16 protein-coding genes are annotated in these 18,341 nt (G+C 44.3%); 14 read left to right on the top strand and 2 right to left on the bottom strand.

All coding sequences use genetic code 11. The features are described 5' to 3' along the window. The first annotated feature begins 11 nt into the window (after positions 1-11). From GON05_RS08500 to GON05_RS08445, 12 genes are all read left to right on the top strand, one after another. Entirely contained in the window at positions 12-1,538 is a 1,527-nt protein-coding gene (locus GON05_RS08500) for an extracellular solute-binding protein (RefSeq protein ID WP_157318727.1), read from the top strand. Positions 1,539-1,543: 5 nt separating this feature from the next. Next, positions 1,544-2,977: a sulfatase family protein gene (locus GON05_RS08495; RefSeq protein ID WP_157318726.1), complete on the top strand. Its 1,434-nt coding sequence runs from the start codon at positions 1,544-1,546 to the stop codon at positions 2,975-2,977. 13 nt (positions 2,978-2,990) lie between these two features. After that, entirely contained in the window at positions 2,991-4,256 is a 1,266-nt protein-coding gene (locus tag GON05_RS08490; RefSeq protein WP_157318725.1) for a TolB family protein, read from the top strand. Between the two features lie 45 nt (positions 4,257-4,301). Beyond that, positions 4,302-5,747: a sulfatase family protein gene (locus GON05_RS08485; RefSeq protein ID WP_157318723.1), complete on the top strand. Its 1,446-nt coding sequence runs from the start codon at positions 4,302-4,304 to the stop codon at positions 5,745-5,747. 20 nt (positions 5,748-5,767) lie between these two features. Continuing rightward, entirely contained in the window at positions 5,768-6,964 is a 1,197-nt protein-coding gene (locus GON05_RS08480; protein WP_157318722.1) for a GNAT family N-acetyltransferase, read from the top strand. A 128-nt stretch (positions 6,965-7,092) separates the two neighbouring features. Then, positions 7,093-8,874, top strand: a complete 1,782-nt coding sequence (locus GON05_RS08475; RefSeq protein ID WP_157318720.1) for a sensor histidine kinase — start codon at positions 7,093-7,095, stop codon at positions 8,872-8,874. After that, positions 8,871-9,920, top strand: coding sequence for a response regulator transcription factor (locus GON05_RS08470; protein ID WP_157318718.1), 1,050 nt, complete (start codon positions 8,871-8,873; stop codon positions 9,918-9,920). Before GON05_RS08475 ends, GON05_RS08470 begins: the two co-directional genes overlap by 4 nt. A gap of 108 nt (positions 9,921-10,028) precedes the next feature. After that, positions 10,029-10,982, top strand: coding sequence for an ABC transporter permease (locus GON05_RS08465; RefSeq protein ID WP_246238930.1), 954 nt, complete (start codon positions 10,029-10,031; stop codon positions 10,980-10,982). A gap of 41 nt (positions 10,983-11,023) precedes the next feature. After that, a complete protein-coding gene (locus tag GON05_RS08460; RefSeq protein WP_246238929.1) occupies positions 11,024-11,848 on the top strand; it encodes a carbohydrate ABC transporter permease in 825 nt (274 codons plus the stop codon). A 30-nt stretch (positions 11,849-11,878) separates the two neighbouring features. Continuing rightward, positions 11,879-13,435 (top strand): extracellular solute-binding protein, encoded by a 1,557-nt coding sequence (locus GON05_RS08455; RefSeq protein WP_157318716.1) that lies wholly within the window; start codon positions 11,879-11,881, stop codon positions 13,433-13,435. Between the two features lie 30 nt (positions 13,436-13,465). Continuing rightward, positions 13,466-14,791, top strand: a complete 1,326-nt coding sequence (locus tag GON05_RS08450; RefSeq protein ID WP_157318715.1) for a Gfo/Idh/MocA family protein — start codon at positions 13,466-13,468, stop codon at positions 14,789-14,791. Between the two features lie 89 nt (positions 14,792-14,880). Next, positions 14,881-15,363 carry a hypothetical protein gene (locus tag GON05_RS08445; protein WP_157318714.1) on the top strand — a complete coding sequence of 161 codons (483 nt, stop codon included), beginning with the start codon at positions 14,881-14,883 and terminating at the stop codon, positions 15,361-15,363. A 25-nt stretch (positions 15,364-15,388) separates the two neighbouring features. Here GON05_RS08445 and GON05_RS08440 read toward each other — a convergent pair whose 3' ends face one another. Next, positions 15,389-15,934: a hypothetical protein gene (locus tag GON05_RS08440; protein ID WP_157318713.1), complete on the bottom strand. Its 546-nt coding sequence runs from the start codon at positions 15,932-15,934 to the stop codon at positions 15,389-15,391. Beyond that, positions 15,931-16,623, bottom strand: a complete 693-nt coding sequence (locus tag GON05_RS08435; RefSeq protein ID WP_157318711.1) for a hypothetical protein — start codon at positions 16,621-16,623, stop codon at positions 15,931-15,933. Before GON05_RS08435 ends, GON05_RS08440 begins: the two co-directional genes overlap by 4 nt. A 66-nt stretch (positions 16,624-16,689) precedes the next feature. On the opposite strand from GON05_RS08435, the gene GON05_RS08430 reads away from it, so the two are divergent. Together GON05_RS08430 and GON05_RS08425 are read left to right on the top strand one after the other, a co-directional pair. Then, entirely contained in the window at positions 16,690-17,283 is a 594-nt protein-coding gene (locus GON05_RS08430) for a CBO0543 family protein (protein WP_157318710.1), read from the top strand. A gap of 43 nt (positions 17,284-17,326) precedes the next feature. Further along, positions 17,327-18,334 carry a DUF3231 family protein gene (locus GON05_RS08425; RefSeq protein ID WP_157318708.1) on the top strand — a complete coding sequence of 336 codons (1,008 nt, stop codon included), beginning with the start codon at positions 17,327-17,329 and terminating at the stop codon, positions 18,332-18,334. Positions 18,335-18,341 lie beyond the last annotated feature (7 nt).

The raw sequence follows: 18,341 nt of genomic DNA, 5'->3' as shown, positions 1-18,341 counted from the left end.
GGTGTTTATGTATGATAGTCAGAAAAATGACCGCTTTAACGCTAATCCCCGTACTGGCGATTTCTCTGTTCGGGTGTTCGAACAACTCCGCGAGCAGCTTGGATTCTACCGGTACCAAAAACCCGGATTCCGCTGCAGGAACCGGCAAAATAAGTTTAGCGAAGAAGTATGACATCAAGTGGTTCCAATGGGGACCACGCGATATTCAACCCGATGATGCCATTATCAAATATTTGAACGAAAAATTTAACGTAAATATTAAAGTAGAAAGGATTTTGGCCAAAGAATACCAGAAAAACCTGGAGTTAAAAATTGCGGCAGGTGATATGCCGGATGTGTTTCGATATTCCCTTAGCTCTGGAGCGCACATTTACAGCCAGTTGAAGGAAGACGGATTCTTGATGAATTTCACAGAATACGCCGATAAGTATGACTTAAAAGGATTGAAGTCCTATATAGACCGACCCGGGACGGAGGAATTCCGTGAGGAGAACGGGGTCTTTCAACTACCGTCTCGCAAAGCGTCAGTCGTTCCCAATGTCATGGTGATTCGTCAGGATTGGTTGGATCAACTTGGATTGAAGAAGCCGACGACGATGGATGAATTCAAAGCGGTGCTGAAAGCTTTCAAAGACAATAAAATGGGTGGCGCCAATACCGTGCCCGTAACGTTTGCACTCGGATATGGGGCATTTCTGGGCCTATCGACCGGCTTTACCGGAGCTAACAACTGGGGAAAAGTAGACGGCAAATGGTCCTATGAAACCGTAATGCCGCAGTATAAATCATTCCTGCAATTTGCTCGTGAATTGTATGGGGAGGGTTTAATCGATCGGGAAGTATTTACCTCGAATGAGGCTCAAGCCAAGTCTAAATTTATCACCGGTAGTGCCGGGGTCATCGTCGCTCCTACGGAAAGATACGTGGCCATCGAAAAGGATTTGGCAGAATCCAATAAAAATGCCAAACTGTCGCTGCTCATTCCAATGCCTAAAGGGCCGGCAGGAGATACGGGGAGAGTAGACGCGAGCAATACGGAACCTATTGTTGTCATTAAAAAAGACAGAGATGAAGATTTTCTGGCAAGAGTTGCCGCTATCATTGACTATACCCATTCTGAAGAAGGGATAAAGATACTCAACTACGGAATAGAAGGGGTCCATTATAAAATGGAAAACGGCAAGATGGTTAGAACGGCTCTTTACGAACGGGATATCATTCCGTCATTGGGGCACTTAACAGCTATGACCTCAGATTATTCGTTAGCAGCACAAGACGTGGAAGGCGCATTGAAGGAAAACGTGGAATACTCCTTGAAATCCGGTATTGCACCGCCGTTTACTGCATTGACTTACGGAACCTCGAAAGATTTGGTGCCGTCCATTGATAAAAAATACAATGAATGGATCATCAATTTTGTGACGGGAGCCAAGGATATTAACGCAAACTGGGATCAATATGTGAAAGAGATGAACGATGCCGGGTTAAGCAAACTGACTGCAGCCGTCGAACAAAATACGAAGAAATGGGGGAAATAGATCCCATGACGCAGCAAAAGCCTAACGTGATTATCATTATGGCTGATCAATTGAGATATGATGCCATAGGAACATATACGCCTAACTTAAACGAATTAAAAAAGGAATCCGTTGTTTTTAACAGAGCCTATTGCGCTTCTCCGATATGCGTCCCCGCCCGGGGCGCATTCTTTACGGGGAGGTATCCCAATGAAACCGGTTGCTTGATTAACCCTTGGGCGCAGCAGGATCAGATGAGCGGGATGGTTAAGGAAGGGACTCCCCATCTGTATCAGCTGATGGAGCAAGATTGGGACAGCTGGCATACCGGGAAACAGCATCTATTTTATCAGGTTAAGCCCGAACAGCAAGCTGAATCGTTAACCCATTGGGATACCGAAGACAATTACACGGAGTACTTGAGGGAGCATGGCAAACAAGCTCCAGGAGGTCCGAGGTTCAAGGGGCTTGTTCCTGAAATGGTAAGCGGTCAGCGTACCACGGTCAAAAGCTACTCCATTCCCGCAATGGACCGCTATACGGAGGGCTTGGACTATTTTTTTGACGGATACATTACTAATCGTTCATTAGAGGCTATTACTTCTAGAAACACGGAGAAACCATTGTTTTTAAGCGCCATGTATTTGGCTCCTCACCCGCCGTATCACCTTCCAGAGCCATGGTATTCCATGATCGGGGAGGAAGAAATCGAACTGCCTGACAATGTCGGAGTCTGGTATCCGGACCAATCGCCTTTGCAAATGTACAATTTGACAGGCGTGTTGGGGACCCGTTACTCCCGTGAGGAATGGCGATCCATCTGGGCCAAATATCTCGGTTTGGTCAATTTGCTCGATGATGGCGTCGGCCGTGTGATTAATGAATTGAAGAGGCAGAACCTCTACGACAATTCGCTCATCATCTTCACCAGTGATCATGGGGAAATGTTGGGATCGCATCGTTTATGGCAAAAATTTTGTATGTATGAGGAATCGGTGCGGACACCATTGTTGATAAAATTTCCGAAAACATTTGATCCTGCGGTCCGTGAAGTGAATGAGACAGTCAGCTCGATGGATGTTTTACCGACATTATGCGAATTTCTCGGTTTGGATAAGCCTGAAGCTTTGTCAGGCAAGTCGTTAATGCCGCTGATTCATGGCGGGCAACAAGACAGGGAAGCCATTTATATTCAATATGACGGAAACGGGTCATTAGGAAATTTCCAACGGTGTATCGTCAAAGGGAGATATAAACTGATCGTCGATCTGTTCAAGGACGAAACGTTTCTGGAACTATACGACGTCGTGAACGATCCGCAGGAGACCACGAATTTGGCCGTTTCCGGCGCGCATGCCCATGAATTGAACGAGCTTGTCGCCATGCTGAAGGAGCATATGGAACGGACAGGTGATCATCTTGCACTGGATGTCGATTTAGCCAAGCGAAACGCTAATTAAAGGAGTGGTTTTTTTGAAAATTTCTGAGCATTTTCCCGCATACACCGAGTTTAGTCCGCTTGTCCCTGTAAAATGTATAACGCCACGAACAGAGGGCTGCTTTCACCGGTTTTTTGATACATCGCCGGTAAGCCCATCCGGGCGTTATGTCGCCTTGCTGCAGATGCCGCAGGAGCATCGTCTTCCTGAGCCAGGAGAAGCGGCCAACATCGTACTCATCGATCTACATACGGCAGAAGAGCGGGTTGTTTCGCAAACATGCGGCTGGGAGCCGCAGCTTGGAGCTAACATCAACTGGGGAGCGGATGATCACTCCCTTTTTTACAACGATGTGAATACGGCAACGTGGGAGCCACTTTGTGTTCGGTTAAATCCACATACCGGAGAGAAGCGGCTCATGCCGGGAAGTATATACCGAATATCTCCGGATGGCCGAACGATTATTTCCGCTTGTCCGAAGAGGATGCGGCGAACGCAATTAGGATACGGCATTATCGTTCCTGATGAGCAAGTTCCGCGCAACTACGGTTTTCGAGATGACGACGGTCTCTATGCCCTCGATACGGAAACCGGGGAGAGGAAGCTGCTGGTTTCGATAAAGGATGTATTCGATCGTGCCGAACCGTCTATTGATAAGGCTCTATATGAGCATGGCGAATGTTATGGATTTCATTGCAAATTTAATCCGCAAGGCGATCGCATCCTGTTTACGATGAGATGGTTTCATACGGAACAGGAGCAGCCTTGGAATATGATTACTCAGGGGTTGAAGTACTGGGTTATCACGATGAAGGCGGATGGCAGTGATATCCGAGTCGCAGTAGGCCCGGAACAATGGGATAAGGGAGGCCATCATATTAATTGGTATCCTGACGGCGAGCGGCTCTCGATGAATTTGTGCCTCGATGGCGACAAACAACTGTATCTGGTTCAAGTGAATAAGGATGGCACGAATCTTGGCAAAATCATCGATTCGATTCCAGGATCCGGGCACCCGACGGTCCATCCTAACGGAAGACATATCGTAACCGACTCCTATGAGCACGAGAAAGTGGCTTTCGGCGACGGTACCGTTCCTTTGCGCCTTATCGATCTTCAGGAACAAAGTGAAGCGACAATCGTACGAATCCCTATTGGCAATCCGGGAACGAAAGTATCAGGCGTGCTTCGCGTTGATCCACACCCTGCTTGGGCGCCGGACAATAAGCATCTTGTTTTTAATGGATATGTAGATGGTACCCGCCGTGTATTTATAGCTGACTTGTCGGGCTTGGTCTAAGTTGGAAATAGAATCCATAAACTTGCTTAAATGGAGGTTACGCGGATGAGAAATGAAAAACCGAATGTCATCCTGATTATGGCGGATCAATTAAGACTGGATGCCATCGGCGCCCATGCGCCAAACATCAATCGGCTAAAGGAAGACGGCATCGTATTTGAAAGAGCGTATTGCGCTTCTCCCATTTGTGTCCCTGCACGCGGAGCCTTTTTTACCGGCATGTATCCGAACGAAAACGGTTGTTTAATTAACCGGGGGGAGGACATGCATGCCTTGGTAAGGCCTGACATCGACCATCTATATAGCCTTATGGATCATACGTGGGACAGCTGGCACACCGGGAAACAGCATTTGCGGATGAAACCTGGTGTGGATGAATCTCCTGACAGCCAAACGAACTGGAGAAAACTTGAGGGCAGGTACGAAGCTTTTTTGAAGGAAAATCATAAGCGTGTGCCTGGTGGATCGGATTATCGGGGAATCGTGCCGGAAATGGTGTATGGGAAGGTAACGCGTCCAAAATCGTATTCAATCCCTGCGGTTGGCTTGTACGAAGAAGGCCAGGAGTTCTTCATTGACGAGTTTATCGCCAGAGATTCTGTGGAAGCGATTCGAAATCGAGATCGCAGCAAACCGTTTCTGCTCAATGCGATGTTCCATGCTCCTCATCCTCCTTTAGAAATTCCCGCCCCTTGGTTTGATCTGATCAAATCGGTGGATCTGCCTGAGAACGTCGGGGAGTGGTGCCGGACTCAGTCACCGCTTCAGCTATATAATTTGACGGGCGCTATAGGAACTCGATACACGAGGGACGATTGGAAGCAAATATGGAAGGTTTATCTGGGTTTGGTCTCGCTGCTGGATCAATGCGTCGGCCAGATTATCGAGGAATTGAAGCGAGAAGATCTTTATGATCAAAGTTTGATTATTTTTACGAGTGACCACGGTGAAATGCTGGGCTCTCACGGGTTGTGGCAAAAAATGTGCATGTATGAAGAATCCGTTCGTACACCGCTGTTTATGAAATTTCCGGCCGATTTCAAACCGGCTGTAACATCGTGCCGCTCATTAGTCAGCAGTATCGATGTGTTGCCAACCCTGTGTGATTATGCACAAATACAGCTGAGTTCTCCTATGTCCGGTCAATCACTCATGCCATTAATTGCTGGCAATATGACAGGACGAGAGAGAATTTTCATTCAATACGATGGTAATGGAGGAAGGGGCAACTTTGGGCGTTGTATCGTCGAAGGCGATTACAAGCTGATCGTTGATATGTTTAAAAATGAAACCTATATAGAGCTGTACAACGTAACCAAGGACCCACAGGAGAGAGAGAATCTTGCCTTTCAGGAGCTAATTTATCGCGAGCGGATTGAACAGATGCTGCAGCATTTGCGTGAGCATATGCAGGTTACGAATGATCTGCTGGAATTGCCGAATCAAATCTACGACCGGTTTCTACAGGACTACACGGAGGTTATGTCATAAACGAAAGGAGGCACTGAAATATGGAACAGATCCATATTCGAACTGTCCATTCACGTAAGGAATTGGAAGACATCTACGAGATATGGGATACGGTTTTTCCGCGAGGAAAAAGCTTCTTTCAAGATCGATTGGAGTTTGATACCACCTACTCTACAGATACAACGTGGGTTGCGATTGTAGATGGCGTAATAGCTGCGGCAATCCAGTTGTTCACATTTCGCATACGCTTCGGATCATTGGAATTAAAGCTTGGCGGCATAGGCAGCGTGGCCACATTGCCTGCATACAGAAAGCGAGGTCTGGCACAGCGCATTCTACGCAGGATATCGGAGTATATGAAACAAAATGGTTACGATTTATCACTTCTGAATACCAATATTCTATCCTTTTACGAGCAGGTGGGGTGGTTTCCTTATTCGAAAAAAGTATGGAGCGCCAAGGCTGAAACCATCATGCAGCTTGATCATTCGACCTTATACGCGATAAGAAGGTATGAAGATACCGATCTTGAATCGATCACGGTACTGTATGAAGAGGCGAACAGAGAGGTGTACGGAAGCGTTATCCGCTCGAAAACGTATTGGCTCGGCCAGCAGCAATGGAAAACGGTCCAACCCCATCAGTTTCTGGTGGCTGAAACCGAGGGAACTGTAGTAGCCTTTTTGCGATATAAGAGCAATGGAAATCAGCTGCAGTTAGCGGATTGCTGCTGCTTGCCCGGACATGAAGAGGCTGCGCGCTCTTTGCTATGTCGAGCTGTGGCAGAGCATCCGGAGGATTCGAGCATAAGCGCTTATTTGCCTGATCGCCACGCGCTAGAGGCATGTTTCCGCCAACACGGCAATCTACAAATAGAAACAAATAGCATGTGGAAAATTGTTGATTTTGGCTGTTTACTTAGCAAGCTCGCTCCTGAATTCTCTCGACGAATGCTGCAAGGCCAGAGAAAAGAAAACTTCGTTTTGCCTGCAGCGCTTCTGGTTGGGCTTGGGGATCAGGAAATGATCATTCGCATGCGGAAAGAGGAAGTGGAGGTTGTAAGAGCTTCGGAGTCTACTGCGTATAATATTTCGCTGCAGCTCAACGAGGCTCAATGGATCATGCTGCTTTTGAACGGATATAGCACCTTAGAAGACCAGTCTACCGAGGGCATGCCATATCTAAGTGTGCTTTTCCCGGAAATTTCATCAGTGTTTTGGAACGCTGACAATTTCTGATTGCTAATCATCGAAGCAGCGACAACCAAATGACGACCCTTCTGCCCAAACTATTGAGGCGGAAGGGTCATTGTCGTCATTTTTCCTTTCTATTTCAGCCATGATGTGGCGGTGGACGGTGAGTTTTTGTGAGGAAAAAATTGATTGCCTTATTTATTATATTTTTATTGCTGCCATCACTGATACTTTCAAAAATCTGGTTTGATCGAACATCCGATACCATCGTGGGCGTGTCCAAAGTATTTAATGAGCAGCTTGTCAGGCAGCTCAATAATCAAATCAATGATTATTTTCAAGATTTGGAGCGATCCACAATGCCTTTAATTGCTCACCCGCTGGTGAAAGAATTTATGCTTCTTCAACCGGATCAAGCTTACAAGCAGTTTATATTAACGCGAGATATCCAAAATGAATTGCTCCAGCAAATTGTATTTGGCCGACCTGAAGTTTATTCCTTAACAATCTACTCTGCTAATGGTCTGCAAATCTCCAATCATGTCGCGCTGCCAAGTCAAGATGATTATGAAAGCTACCTAAGAAATACAAACTTGGGAAATTACAATGTCATGGGGATTCGATGGATGAATAACACGCCGTTACTGACCATTACGAGGAAGTTTACGGATACCACACTGTATCAGACCAGTGGGGTTTTAGTGTTTAATATAAGGCTTAATGAGATATGGAATAAAGTGAATAACATTCAAACCGGTATGAAAGGAAAGTTGTGGATCCTCGATGCCAACCATCGTGTTATTTACGACTCCGGCCATTATGACAAATTAGGCTCTAATATGCCGGATTGGTTTAGCCAAGGTATGCAAGCCTTGAAACCGGATGAACCATTTTTGCATGATGAAAAAGGGGTAACGAATATCGTTAATTACAATACTTCTGAATCTACTCGCTGGACGATCGTATCCGAATTCCCAATTCATGAGTTTAGTAAAGGATTAATTGTTCTAAGGGACCATTCGATATGGATTCTGTTAATGATCACTTTTGTAGCCTGTATCATTATTGGCGGATATGCTTTCTATCTCACCAATTCACTAAGCATCTTGGAAAGGCTTATGCGCAAAGCACAGGATGGGGATCTGCTCCTTACAGCTCCGTACCGCTGGGAAAAAGAAATAGGCAGTTTGTTCGTAGGCTTTAACAAAATGATCGGGGAGCTTCGGCGCCTTATCCTGGAAGTGCATGCCGGACAATTGCGAGAGAAAGATTTGCTGCTGCGGCAAAAAGAGTCTGTGTTACGAGCGCTTCAGTCCCAGATCAATCCTCATTTTTTATACAATACGCTGGAGATTATTAATTCTCATGCTCTTCTCCAAGGCATAATGCCTGTTAGCAGAATGGCTACCGCACTAGCTGATATGTTTCGGTATTGCATGAAAGATTCGATGCAAGTCGTCAACTTGACAGAGGAATTAGCACATATTCGTACGTATCTCGAAATTCAAAAGGAAAGATTTCCTGAATTAACGTGTGAATTTCATTTTGACATAACCGTTGCATCATCGATTTCCATTTGCCGGCTTTCGATACAGCCCTTAATTGAGAATTGTTTTATTCATGCTTATGAGAATCAAATGCTTCCACCCGGTTTTATTAGGATTACAGGGGATATTCAGAATGGAAAATATGTGATCAGGATTACCGATCACGGCGGAGGGATGCCGGATGACGTACGGGTCAGATTCAATTCGGCATTTAAAGAGCCATACAATGATCATGAAAATAGGAATGAAGGGGTACATAATCATATCGGCTTGATGAACGTTCATTCCAGGTTACGATTGACGTTTGGTTATCCGTATGGTCTACACATCGCGAAATCAAATCCTACCGGAACCATCGTGGAAGTTGTTATACCTCTAGAACATGGAAGAAAGGATGAATCCGCATGATCCGTACTGTCATTATTGAGGACGAAGCTTTAATTCGGAAAAGTTTAAGTAAATTGGTTTCGGAATCTTCTCTTGGCTTTGACGTTATAGGCGAGGGGGCTAATGGTGTTGAAGGCTTTGACCTGGTTAAAAGTGCTCATCCCGACTTACTGATTACAGATATAAAAATGCCGCAGATGAATGGATTAGACTTAATTAAAAACATTAAATCACTAGGAATTCACTGCGAGTTTATCATATTGTCCGGTTACAGTGATTTTAGTTTTGCTCAGGAAGCGATACATTATGGTGTCAGCGATTATTTGCTTAAACCGATACGGCAGGAACAACTCAGGCAAACCTTACATAAAGTCAAAGTCGAAGTGGAAAAGCATCAGATTGATTTGAACGAGTATAGCGAGTGGCTGCTTTATTGTACGGAGGAAGCGAAGAATATGGCACACTTCATATGGAATGTGAATGAAACCGAGGCTATGAAGGCGATTGATAATTTTAATAAGAAATGGATAGAGCGCCAAGGAGTGAATTCGCAGTATAAAGTGCGGAGCATTGAACTTTTAAGCAGAATCTATTCCTGTCTATGCAATGATTTCGGAGCCAAGAGATTTGATTATGATCATAAACTAACGATTCTTTTTGAAAAAGGTAGAGAGGAAGTACAAGCTTTAAATAAGCTTATTATTAGCACGTGGCTTCAAGCGGTGCGTGAAACCCGGAATTATGGCGCGCATCTGAGCATCAAACAAGTTACCGCATTTATCGAAAATAATTATAAGAATAGTGAACTTTCCCTGCAGATGGTCGCCGACCAAGTCAAATTATCCATCCCCTACCTCAGTCAGGTATTTAAACAGAATACAGGCATCTCCTTTTCTCAATATCTCATTCAAACGCGTATGGAGAAGGCAAAGCAACTATTATCCGAACCTGATTGCAAGGCCTATGAAATCCCGGATCATATTGGCTATACGGATTATCCCCATTTTACGAAAAGCTTTAAAAAGTACTTCGGTATTTCACCACGTGAGTTTCGGGCACAAAAATAAAGCGCATACATTACCTTATAAAAACACAACTAGCAGAAGGAATACCATGTACGTGCCTCCTGATTTCTTCTAGTATGGAGTTATCAAATAGGACATCAGGAGGTTCCCATGAATACGAAAGCGCCCCCAATTCATTTGATTAACACGGAAACAAGAAGAAAAAGGAGCAGGCTTTATTATTTAAAACATTGGCAATTATACGGCATGATCATGCCTGGGATCGTGTTTTTCCTTCTCTTTAAGTATGTCCCGATTCTGGGAAGTGTGATTGCCTTTCAGGATTACAATGTTTACAAAGGGATCATGGGAAGCCCGTTTGTTGGATTAAAGCACTTCGAAACGCTGTTCACGTATCCTGAATTTGCGAAAATTCTTAAAAACACCGTGCTCATTAGTATATATCAGCTTGTGTTTGGCTTTCCTGCTCCGATTATATTAGCTTTGCTTTTGAATGAAGTCAGGAAAATGTGGTTCAAACGTTCTGTACAAACCATTGTTTATCTCCCGCACTTTTTGTCTTGGGTGATTGTAGGCGGCTTAGTCATCAATGTGTTATCGCCAAATTACGGAATTATCAATGGAATGTTGGAATTTTTGGGGATGGAGCGAACATTTTTTATGCAGCAACCTGAATTTTTTCGATCTATCGTCGTGGCTTCAGGTATTTGGAAGGAAGTCGGTTGGAACGCCATCATTTATCTTGCCGCTCTGGCTAGCATCAACACCGAGATGTATGAGGCGGCCGATGTTGATGGTGCCGGCAGATTCCGCAAGATGATAAGTATTACATTGCCATCGTTATTGCCAACGATTATGATTTTGTTCCTGTTAAGAATTGGACATCTGCTGGATTTAGGATTCGAACAAATTTACATGCTGATCAATCCACTCGTTGCAGATAAAGGGCAGATTATCGACACGTATATTTATAGCGTTGGTTTATTAGGCGGGCAATACAGTTATACAACGGCAATCGGAATTTTTAAATCCGTAGTCGGTTTGATGCTTATCCTCAGTTTTAACCAGATAAGTAAAAGAACGACCGGAGAAACCTTATATTGAACAGGGGTGAAGTGATGAGGAAAAGGCGATCTATATTCCCAATGATGAATGCAATCCTACTGACTGGTATCAGCTTGTTCATGCTTGTTCCTTATCTCAACATATTGGCAGGCTCTTTCAGCAGCGGGCAGGCTATTCTGCAAGGTAAGGTCTCCGTCTTTCCTGTCAACTTTACATTCGATCATTACTTGGCTGTGCTGAATAATAAGGCGATTTGGAAAGCCTTTGGTGTCACCGTATGGGTAACGGTTGCCGGCACCTGCTTAAGCCTTTTGTTCACTTCGCTGATGGGATATGGATTATCCAAGTCCCACTTAAAAGGCCGCCGTTCCATCATGATTATGGTTATTATTACTATGATTTTTCCAGCTCCACTGATTCCGTCCTACCTTGTTGTGAAGTCATTCGGCCTATTGGATTCATTAAGCGCTCTCATTATTCCCGGCTTAATTAGCGCGTTTAATCTGGTCATCATGATAACCTTTTTCAAAGGCATACCGGAAGGTCTTACAGATGCGGCAACCATTGATGGATGTGATGAATTTCATACTTTTGGAAGAATCATTATGCCGCTTTCTTTACCTTCTTTAACGACGATTGGTCTGTTCTATGCCGTTGGTTATTGGAATGGATATATGAATGCGATTATGTACTTAAGAGATCCTGGTCTTTACACGTTACAAGTGAAATTACGCCAACTTCTTGTAGAGAACGATGCCGGCAGTATGGGCTCCGGCATGCTGATGTCCATTGAAGGAATACGAATGGCAACCATTATTGTTGCTACTGTGCCAATATTATTGATTTATCCTCTGATCCAGAAGCATTTTATCCAGGGTGCGATGATTGGTTCTGTCAAAGGTTAACAAATAAAGTGACTAAGGGAGTGGGACCGAATGAAAGCAAGCAAAAAAGTAGTTGGAACACTTTTGGTTACTGCCATGATTTCCGCTTGTAGTAATCATGCCGAGGATGGCAAAAGCTCGCCGGATGGACAGGGGACTCCCTCCATAAAGATTACAATGAACTCCAGATCACTTCCTTATGTTGAAGCTTCTCCTAATATTAATGAAGACATCTATGTTAAAAAGCTGGAGGAGCTATCCAAAACAAATGTCAATATCGAAATCATTCCTGCAACGGATTTTGATCAAAAACTGAATTTACTACTTGCTGCCAATGAAAAACTGCCAGACCTTCTTGAAATATCAGCCATTAATACGAAAGTGTCCTCACCTGCTGTAAATAACGGAGCTTTCACGGAACTGAACGAGCTGATCGATAAGTTTGGTCCTAACCTTAAAAGCAAAATTCCCAAAGAGGTATGGGATTCCCCGACAATAAGCAAGGACGGAAAAATATATGCGATACCGGCCATGTCGGGCACGACGCGTAATCAGGTTGTCTTTATGCGGAAAGACTGGCTGGATAAACTTGGCTTACAGGTACCCAAAACAATAGATGAATACATCAATGTATTGACCGCATTTCGTGACAAGGACCCGAATGGCAACGGCAAAAAGGATGAAATTCCATTCTCGGGGCGCAAAAATTTAAGAGTTGCCGAGGCTTTTTTTGGAGCCTATGATGTCAATCCTGGCGAGGGAATCTCTGCGGGCACTTGGAAGTACAAAGATAACAAGCTGGTTCCTAAATTTATTTTGCCGGAAATGAAAGATGCTTTGAAAATTTATCAATACATGTACAAAGAAAAGCTTCTTGATAATGAAGTGTTTGTGCAAGAAGGCAAGGATTGGGATGCGAAGATTAAAGGTGCTGCACGTGTGGGCATGTGGATACATGATCCGGGCTATCCCGACAAGTGGTTGGCTGAAGTACAGAAAGGGGAGCCTACCGCTGAAATTATCAACATCCCATCGCCCATTGGCCCAGACGGAAAAGGCGGAGCGGACATTGTTTCCCCGATCAGATCGGCTTATGCGATCCCTGCCAGCAGTAAGAAAGCCGAGGACGTTATTAAATTTTTGAATTGGTTCTACTCGAAAGAAGCGAATACATTCCTGACTTATGGCATTGAGGGGGATGACTATACCGTAAACAACGGGAAGATCGACTATAAATATCAGACAACGGCGGATGGCATTAACAAGGAAAATATGCACTTAATGTTTCTACAAATTACCGGCGAACCTTATATCACGAACGAAGATTTCATGAAAGGCCGCCCACACGGAGATCTGATTACGAACGCTGCGAAAGTTGCAAACAGTGAAGGCCGGGTGAATGAAGGACTTGATATGCCACTTCCTTCCATTATGTTATCGCAACCTGAGCTCGCCAAAAACGGATTGTTTATGGAAACGGCAGCGAAAATCATTGTTGGCCAGGAAAGTATCGACTACTTTGATAAATTCGTTGCAGACTGGCAAGCGCGTGGCGGCAGCAAAGCAATTGAAGAGGCAACCCAATGGTATCAAAAAAATAAAAAATAAACGTTTCGTATTCTTGGGGGGAAATGTAGAATGAATAACCAATTATCAGTGGATTTTGAATTTCAGCATAACCATCATCATGAGCTTCCTGTTACGGCCATTATCGTAGGGGCAGGCCACCGCAGCTTAATTTACGCTTCTTTTGCAGAGGTATATCCTAAACGGTTCAAAATTGTCGGAGTGGTAGAGCCGGATAGCGAGCGCAGACATTTAACCAAGGAGCGTTTCGGATTATCCGAGGACAACTGTTTTGCCGATATAACGGAGCTCGTCGGTAAACCCAAGATAGCGGATGCCGTAATTAACGGAACCATGGATCATCTGCATGTCTCTTCTTCGATCCCGTTGTTAAGGGCTGGTTATGACATCATGCTGGAGAAGCCGATCGGCGTCAGCAGGGAGGAAGTTATGGAGCTGTATGAAGAAGCAAAGCGCCTTGGCAGGAAAGTCATGATTTGTCACGTGCTGCGCTATGCACCCTTCTACGAATCGATTCGTCAAACGATAGCCGATGGCATAATCGGTGATATTGTCAGTTTGGCGACGACCGAGAACGTCACTTATCACCACATGGCCATGGCATATGTCAGAGGAAAATGGGGGCGTGTCGATAAAGGCGGTTCCTCCATGCTGATGGCCAAAAGCTGCCACGACCTGGACGTCTTGGCCTGGATGAAGGGAGACGTCGAGCCGGTGAAAGTAAGCAGCTTCGGGAGTCTGCTGCAATTCCGGCCTGAGAAGGCGCCTTCAGGAGCGGGCACGCGGTGCCTGGTCGATTGCTCTATTGAAGAATCTTGTCCTTATTCTGCACGGAAACATTACATTGAGCAGCGTTTGTGGACGGCTTATGTCACCTATAATACCCATTTAGGCGTTACAATGAGCGATGAGGAATTGGCGGAATCTCTGCGAAAAGACAGCCCGTACGGCCGCTGCGTCTGGCGCTGCGATAACGATGTGGTCGACCATCAGACGGTGATTGTAGAGTTCGAGGATGGCAGTACAGGAACCCATGTGATGACCGGCGGAACTTCCAAGCCAGGCCGTTCCATCCACATTGTGGGGACTAAAGGCGAAATTCAAGGGGACATGGAGGCTGGTTCCTATGTCATCCGACATCCCGATGCCCGCAAAGGCCACATCTACTCCGAGCAGCAGATCAAGGTGGGCGTGTCAGAGGATATGCACGGCGGAGGAGACCTGCTGCTTGTCGACGACTTCGTCAAAGTGTTGAAGGGGGACGTGCCATCGATCTCCTCCACCTCTCTGGAGAAGTCGCTGTACGGGCACTTCATCGGATTCGCAGCCGATCAATCCCGACTGGAACAAAGAACCGTTGCCATTAAGCGAGTTTGACATTTATTTTGTGAAGCGCACATTCGGATCTTGTCTTCTCAACATATGATGACAAGATAGGGATACCATGAAAAGGATGTGCGAGCAGCATGAAAACTCATTATCACCCCACAAGAAAGCACGGCCGCGTGATTGCTGGACAGAAAGGACGAACGGCATCTTCGCCAACGATCGCCGCGCAAGCAGCAGCCAGTCTAGGAACACCGGTATGCGTAGTACTCAAAGATGGTTCTGTCTATTATGGCGTTCTGAAAGAAGTGCAGGTTAGTCAAGTTATCCTTCAAGGATTTAAAGGCGACAAGAAGATTCCACGAAATAAAGTTAGAACTAAAGCACATATATCCAGTTTTGGCGGTTTAGGCAACATACTAGGGCTTCTTGGTGGCGGAGGACTTGGCGGTTTATTTGGAGGAGGTTCCACAGGTGGCGGATTACTGGGAGGGCTTGGTCAAGGTGCTGCCAAAGGCGCAGGCGGATCTGGCGGTTTGTTTAGCAACATAGGCAGCTTTATGAAACTTGGCATGGGTGCCATTTCATTTATTATGCCGTTAATGAAAGGTTTTTCGATCTAAAATAGGCAGCCAAAAGCCTGGGGTTTTATTTCCTCGGGCTTTTTGGCCTTTCATCATTTTCGTGATCAGGGTCAGGGGTCTCCCTTCGAATAAAATGATAAAATGACAGGGTGGCGCTTTGAAAAAGCAAATAAATAACGAAAGAATAATGAATTCCGTAAGAATCCTTGTAATGAAACACACCGACTAGCGTGCATAACCACTCGAAACCTATGGACATACACGAACACAGTAAAATATAACCTACAGTTGTAATCCCTTTAAATTGAAAACGATCATAGAAATAGATAAAGAAATACCCGAATGGTGCGTAAAGAAAATAAACAGCAAAATCCATCACCGTGTAGGCAGGTCCATCCATGATGTCATACAAATCAAAAATGTGACCGCCAATCGAGTTATCCAGCATACAGGCCATTGTTGAGCTAAATAGAAATAGTAACAAAGTTACAGATCCAGTAAAACGTTTTGGCAGGAGATAGATGATCAGATAGGATAGGGCAATGCAGCCAATGACGAACCAATCATTAAGATCAAAGGCTTTTTCTACAAAGGGAATAGTACCTTTCATGAATGACTGCACATCCTCCTGAAGAAACGAATTGTCACGAATTGCAAGTAGAACAAAACAAGTCTGTACGCAATAAGCCAGCATAATACGGTTAGGTCACTGTAAATAACAATTTTCAAAAGAAAACTGAGAGTCTCCATCCCCACAATAAAAATAATGGCACCAACCTGTACACCAACTTTAGCAGGGACACTGCTAGCCAATCGCCAAAGATTAATCATGATCGCTATAAAAAGCGGAATGATAATGCTTTGAATCAGTGAAAAGGAAACATAGTTCCATGGGTTTTTGGAAATTTCGAAAACATGAAATGTCTCACCAAACAAGTAATATAAATTGGTATCTATAAAAGCAACGAGTAAATAAATAATTGAAAACTCCCGGTTGGAGAATTTACTTTTCAAAGCTATCGAAGTTGCTACAAGAACCCAACATAGGGAAACATACAGGGAAATGATCATAGTGTCCTCACAGTAATCTGATTGTTCATAGCATGGATCATTACTGGGGAAATTATGTAAATGGAACACCTTTCCTTCGCGATACAATTCCTCCATAGCACGCCATGAACCATACACATTCAGCCGCGAATATGCTCGCATGTTTGGCTTTCCGCCTAGACAAGACATGAAGCGCATAAGAGCATGAAAAGTTTTATTTGGCCAAAATAACATTTCCCAACGATACATATTTTTGACTTCCTGTTTAATAATAAAGAACAAGAATTTAAGTTTGTAGCGAACAGGGAGAAAGATATGCCTAATGAAATAGAGGAATTAAACGTTAAAGAGAGCCGAATGGAGTTCGATTACTGGCTGCAACAAGACGTTTTTTCATTCCAGTGGTGGGTTATCGTCATTGTTAATCTGGTAGTTTTTGTGCTGCTGCTGATCGCTATGGATCGTAAAAGGACACTTAGCACCGTATTAGCCTTCATGACGGCATTTATTATTGTCGGGGCTGTCGACCAAATCGGCAAGTTTTTCGACTTGTGGCGCTACCCGCATCAGCTAATCCCATTTACTGAGAACTTAAATGCCGTCGACTTCTTTGTGGTACCCTGTATTTTTGCCTATTTGTATCAGAGGTTTTCCAGCTGGAAGTCATTTATGATTGCTGGCGTAGTGGCTTCGCTAGTCATTTCGTTTATCGGTGAGCCCATTTTCGTGTCCCTCGGTATGTATCAGCTTATGAGATGGTCCTATTGGCAGTCGTTCATCGTATTAGTTCCCATTGCAATTCTGGTAAAAGGATTCGTTGACCTGACTCAGAGCAACGTGCTCCATTTTAACGTCGATCGGGAATTGGTCATCAATTTTAATACTAGGAACAAAAAGAAAATAAGATGAATAGAGAGCTCCACAGGACTGCTCTTTAATTGGAGATGACATTATGATAAAGCAAGCAGACTCCATAAGCTCATCAGAGCTCGGGACACTTTGGCTTACCTATCAGCAAAAGACGCTCATTCTTCGAGTGTTGGATTACTTCATAGCGAAAACAGAAGATCATGAAGCAAGAAATATTATGGGTGGCTTATGGCAGGATCTCGATCATTATGTGAATAAAATTACCAAATTGTTTGAAAATCAAGGCATTGTCGTACCTGTTGGTTTTACCAAAGGGGATGTCAATTTAGAGGCGCCGAAACTGTATGACAATGGATTTGATATCATGTTCCTTCGCATTTTGAAAGAAATAAGCATGGGCATGTATACCCTCAATTTAAATATGTCCTACCAAGGCGAGGTGATGGATATTTATGAGGGGTTAACCGTCATTACTCAGAATATCTACAAAAGATCGACCGAATATTTGCTGAAAAAAGGGATTCTCACCACGCCGCCCAAAGTGACGATGCCTATCGCAAATGAGTTTATTGAGAGCAAAGATTATTTAAGCGGATTCAATCTTTTTGGGGATAAAAGGGCTTTAAATACTATCGAAGTCGGCATTCTGCATCATGGGATTGAGACAAACAATGTAGGGTTGCAGCTCATTTCAGGCTTTGCCCAATGTGCGAATACACCGGAGGTAAAGGAATATTTTGTGAAGGGCATGGAACTTGCAAAGAAACAAATTACAATCTTTGAAGATATCCTCCTCCAAAGCAATATCCAGTTCTCGGCTACTTCCGGGAGTACCGTTACAACTTCTACGATGGCCCCATTTTCGGAGAAACTGATGATGTTTTGCATTCACCTTCTCAATACGTTCGGCATGGTCAGCAGCAGTTTTGGCACTATTTTTACGCTGCGAAATGATTTGAATTTAAAGGCAGGATTAATCGCCAAGGATATCTATGTCTATACCCACGATGGCATTAAGCTGATGATTAAACATGGTTGGTTGGAGGAACCGCCGCAAATGGAGGACCGCAAACAACTGATCAGGCAGTAAAAACAAA

Source organism: Paenibacillus anseongensis, assembly GCF_009757995.1.
GTDB lineage: Bacteria > Bacillota > Bacilli > Paenibacillales > NBRC-103111 > Paenibacillus_E > Paenibacillus_E chondroitinus.
The sequence above is the reverse complement of the archived record's forward strand: the minus strand, read 5'-3'. Positions and strand labels throughout refer to the sequence as shown.

Bases quoted from the DNA above. Each gene is read 5' to 3' on its own strand.
- GON05_RS08455 (WP_157318716.1), top strand. From the start codon at position 11,879: ATGAAAGCAAGCAAAAAAGTAGTTGGAACACTTTTGGTTACTGCCATG.
- GON05_RS08495 (WP_157318726.1), top strand. From the start codon at position 1,544: ATGACGCAGCAAAAGCCTAACGTGATTATCATTATGGCTGATCAATTG.
- GON05_RS08460 (WP_246238929.1), top strand. From the start codon at position 11,024: ATGATGAATGCAATCCTACTGACTGGTATCAGCTTGTTCATGCTTGTT.
- GON05_RS08425 (WP_157318708.1), top strand. From the start codon at position 17,327: ATGATAAAGCAAGCAGACTCCATAAGCTCATCAGAGCTCGGGACACTT.
- GON05_RS08435 (WP_157318711.1), bottom strand. From the start codon at position 16,623: ATGTATCGTTGGGAAATGTTATTTTGGCCAAATAAAACTTTTCATGCT.
- GON05_RS08450 (WP_157318715.1), top strand. From the start codon at position 13,466: ATGAATAACCAATTATCAGTGGATTTTGAATTTCAGCATAACCATCAT.
- GON05_RS08430 (WP_157318710.1), top strand. From the start codon at position 16,690: ATGCCTAATGAAATAGAGGAATTAAACGTTAAAGAGAGCCGAATGGAG.
- GON05_RS08440 (WP_157318713.1), bottom strand. From the start codon at position 15,934: ATGAAAGGTACTATTCCCTTTGTAGAAAAAGCCTTTGATCTTAATGAT.
- GON05_RS08485 (WP_157318723.1), top strand. From the start codon at position 4,302: ATGAGAAATGAAAAACCGAATGTCATCCTGATTATGGCGGATCAATTA.
- GON05_RS08470 (WP_157318718.1), top strand. From the start codon at position 8,871: ATGATCCGTACTGTCATTATTGAGGACGAAGCTTTAATTCGGAAAAGT.
- GON05_RS08500 (WP_157318727.1), top strand. From the start codon at position 12: ATGATAGTCAGAAAAATGACCGCTTTAACGCTAATCCCCGTACTGGCG.
- GON05_RS08480 (WP_157318722.1), top strand. From the start codon at position 5,768: ATGGAACAGATCCATATTCGAACTGTCCATTCACGTAAGGAATTGGAA.
- GON05_RS08445 (WP_157318714.1), top strand. From the start codon at position 14,881: ATGAAAACTCATTATCACCCCACAAGAAAGCACGGCCGCGTGATTGCT.
- GON05_RS08465 (WP_246238930.1), top strand. From the start codon at position 10,029: ATGAATACGAAAGCGCCCCCAATTCATTTGATTAACACGGAAACAAGA.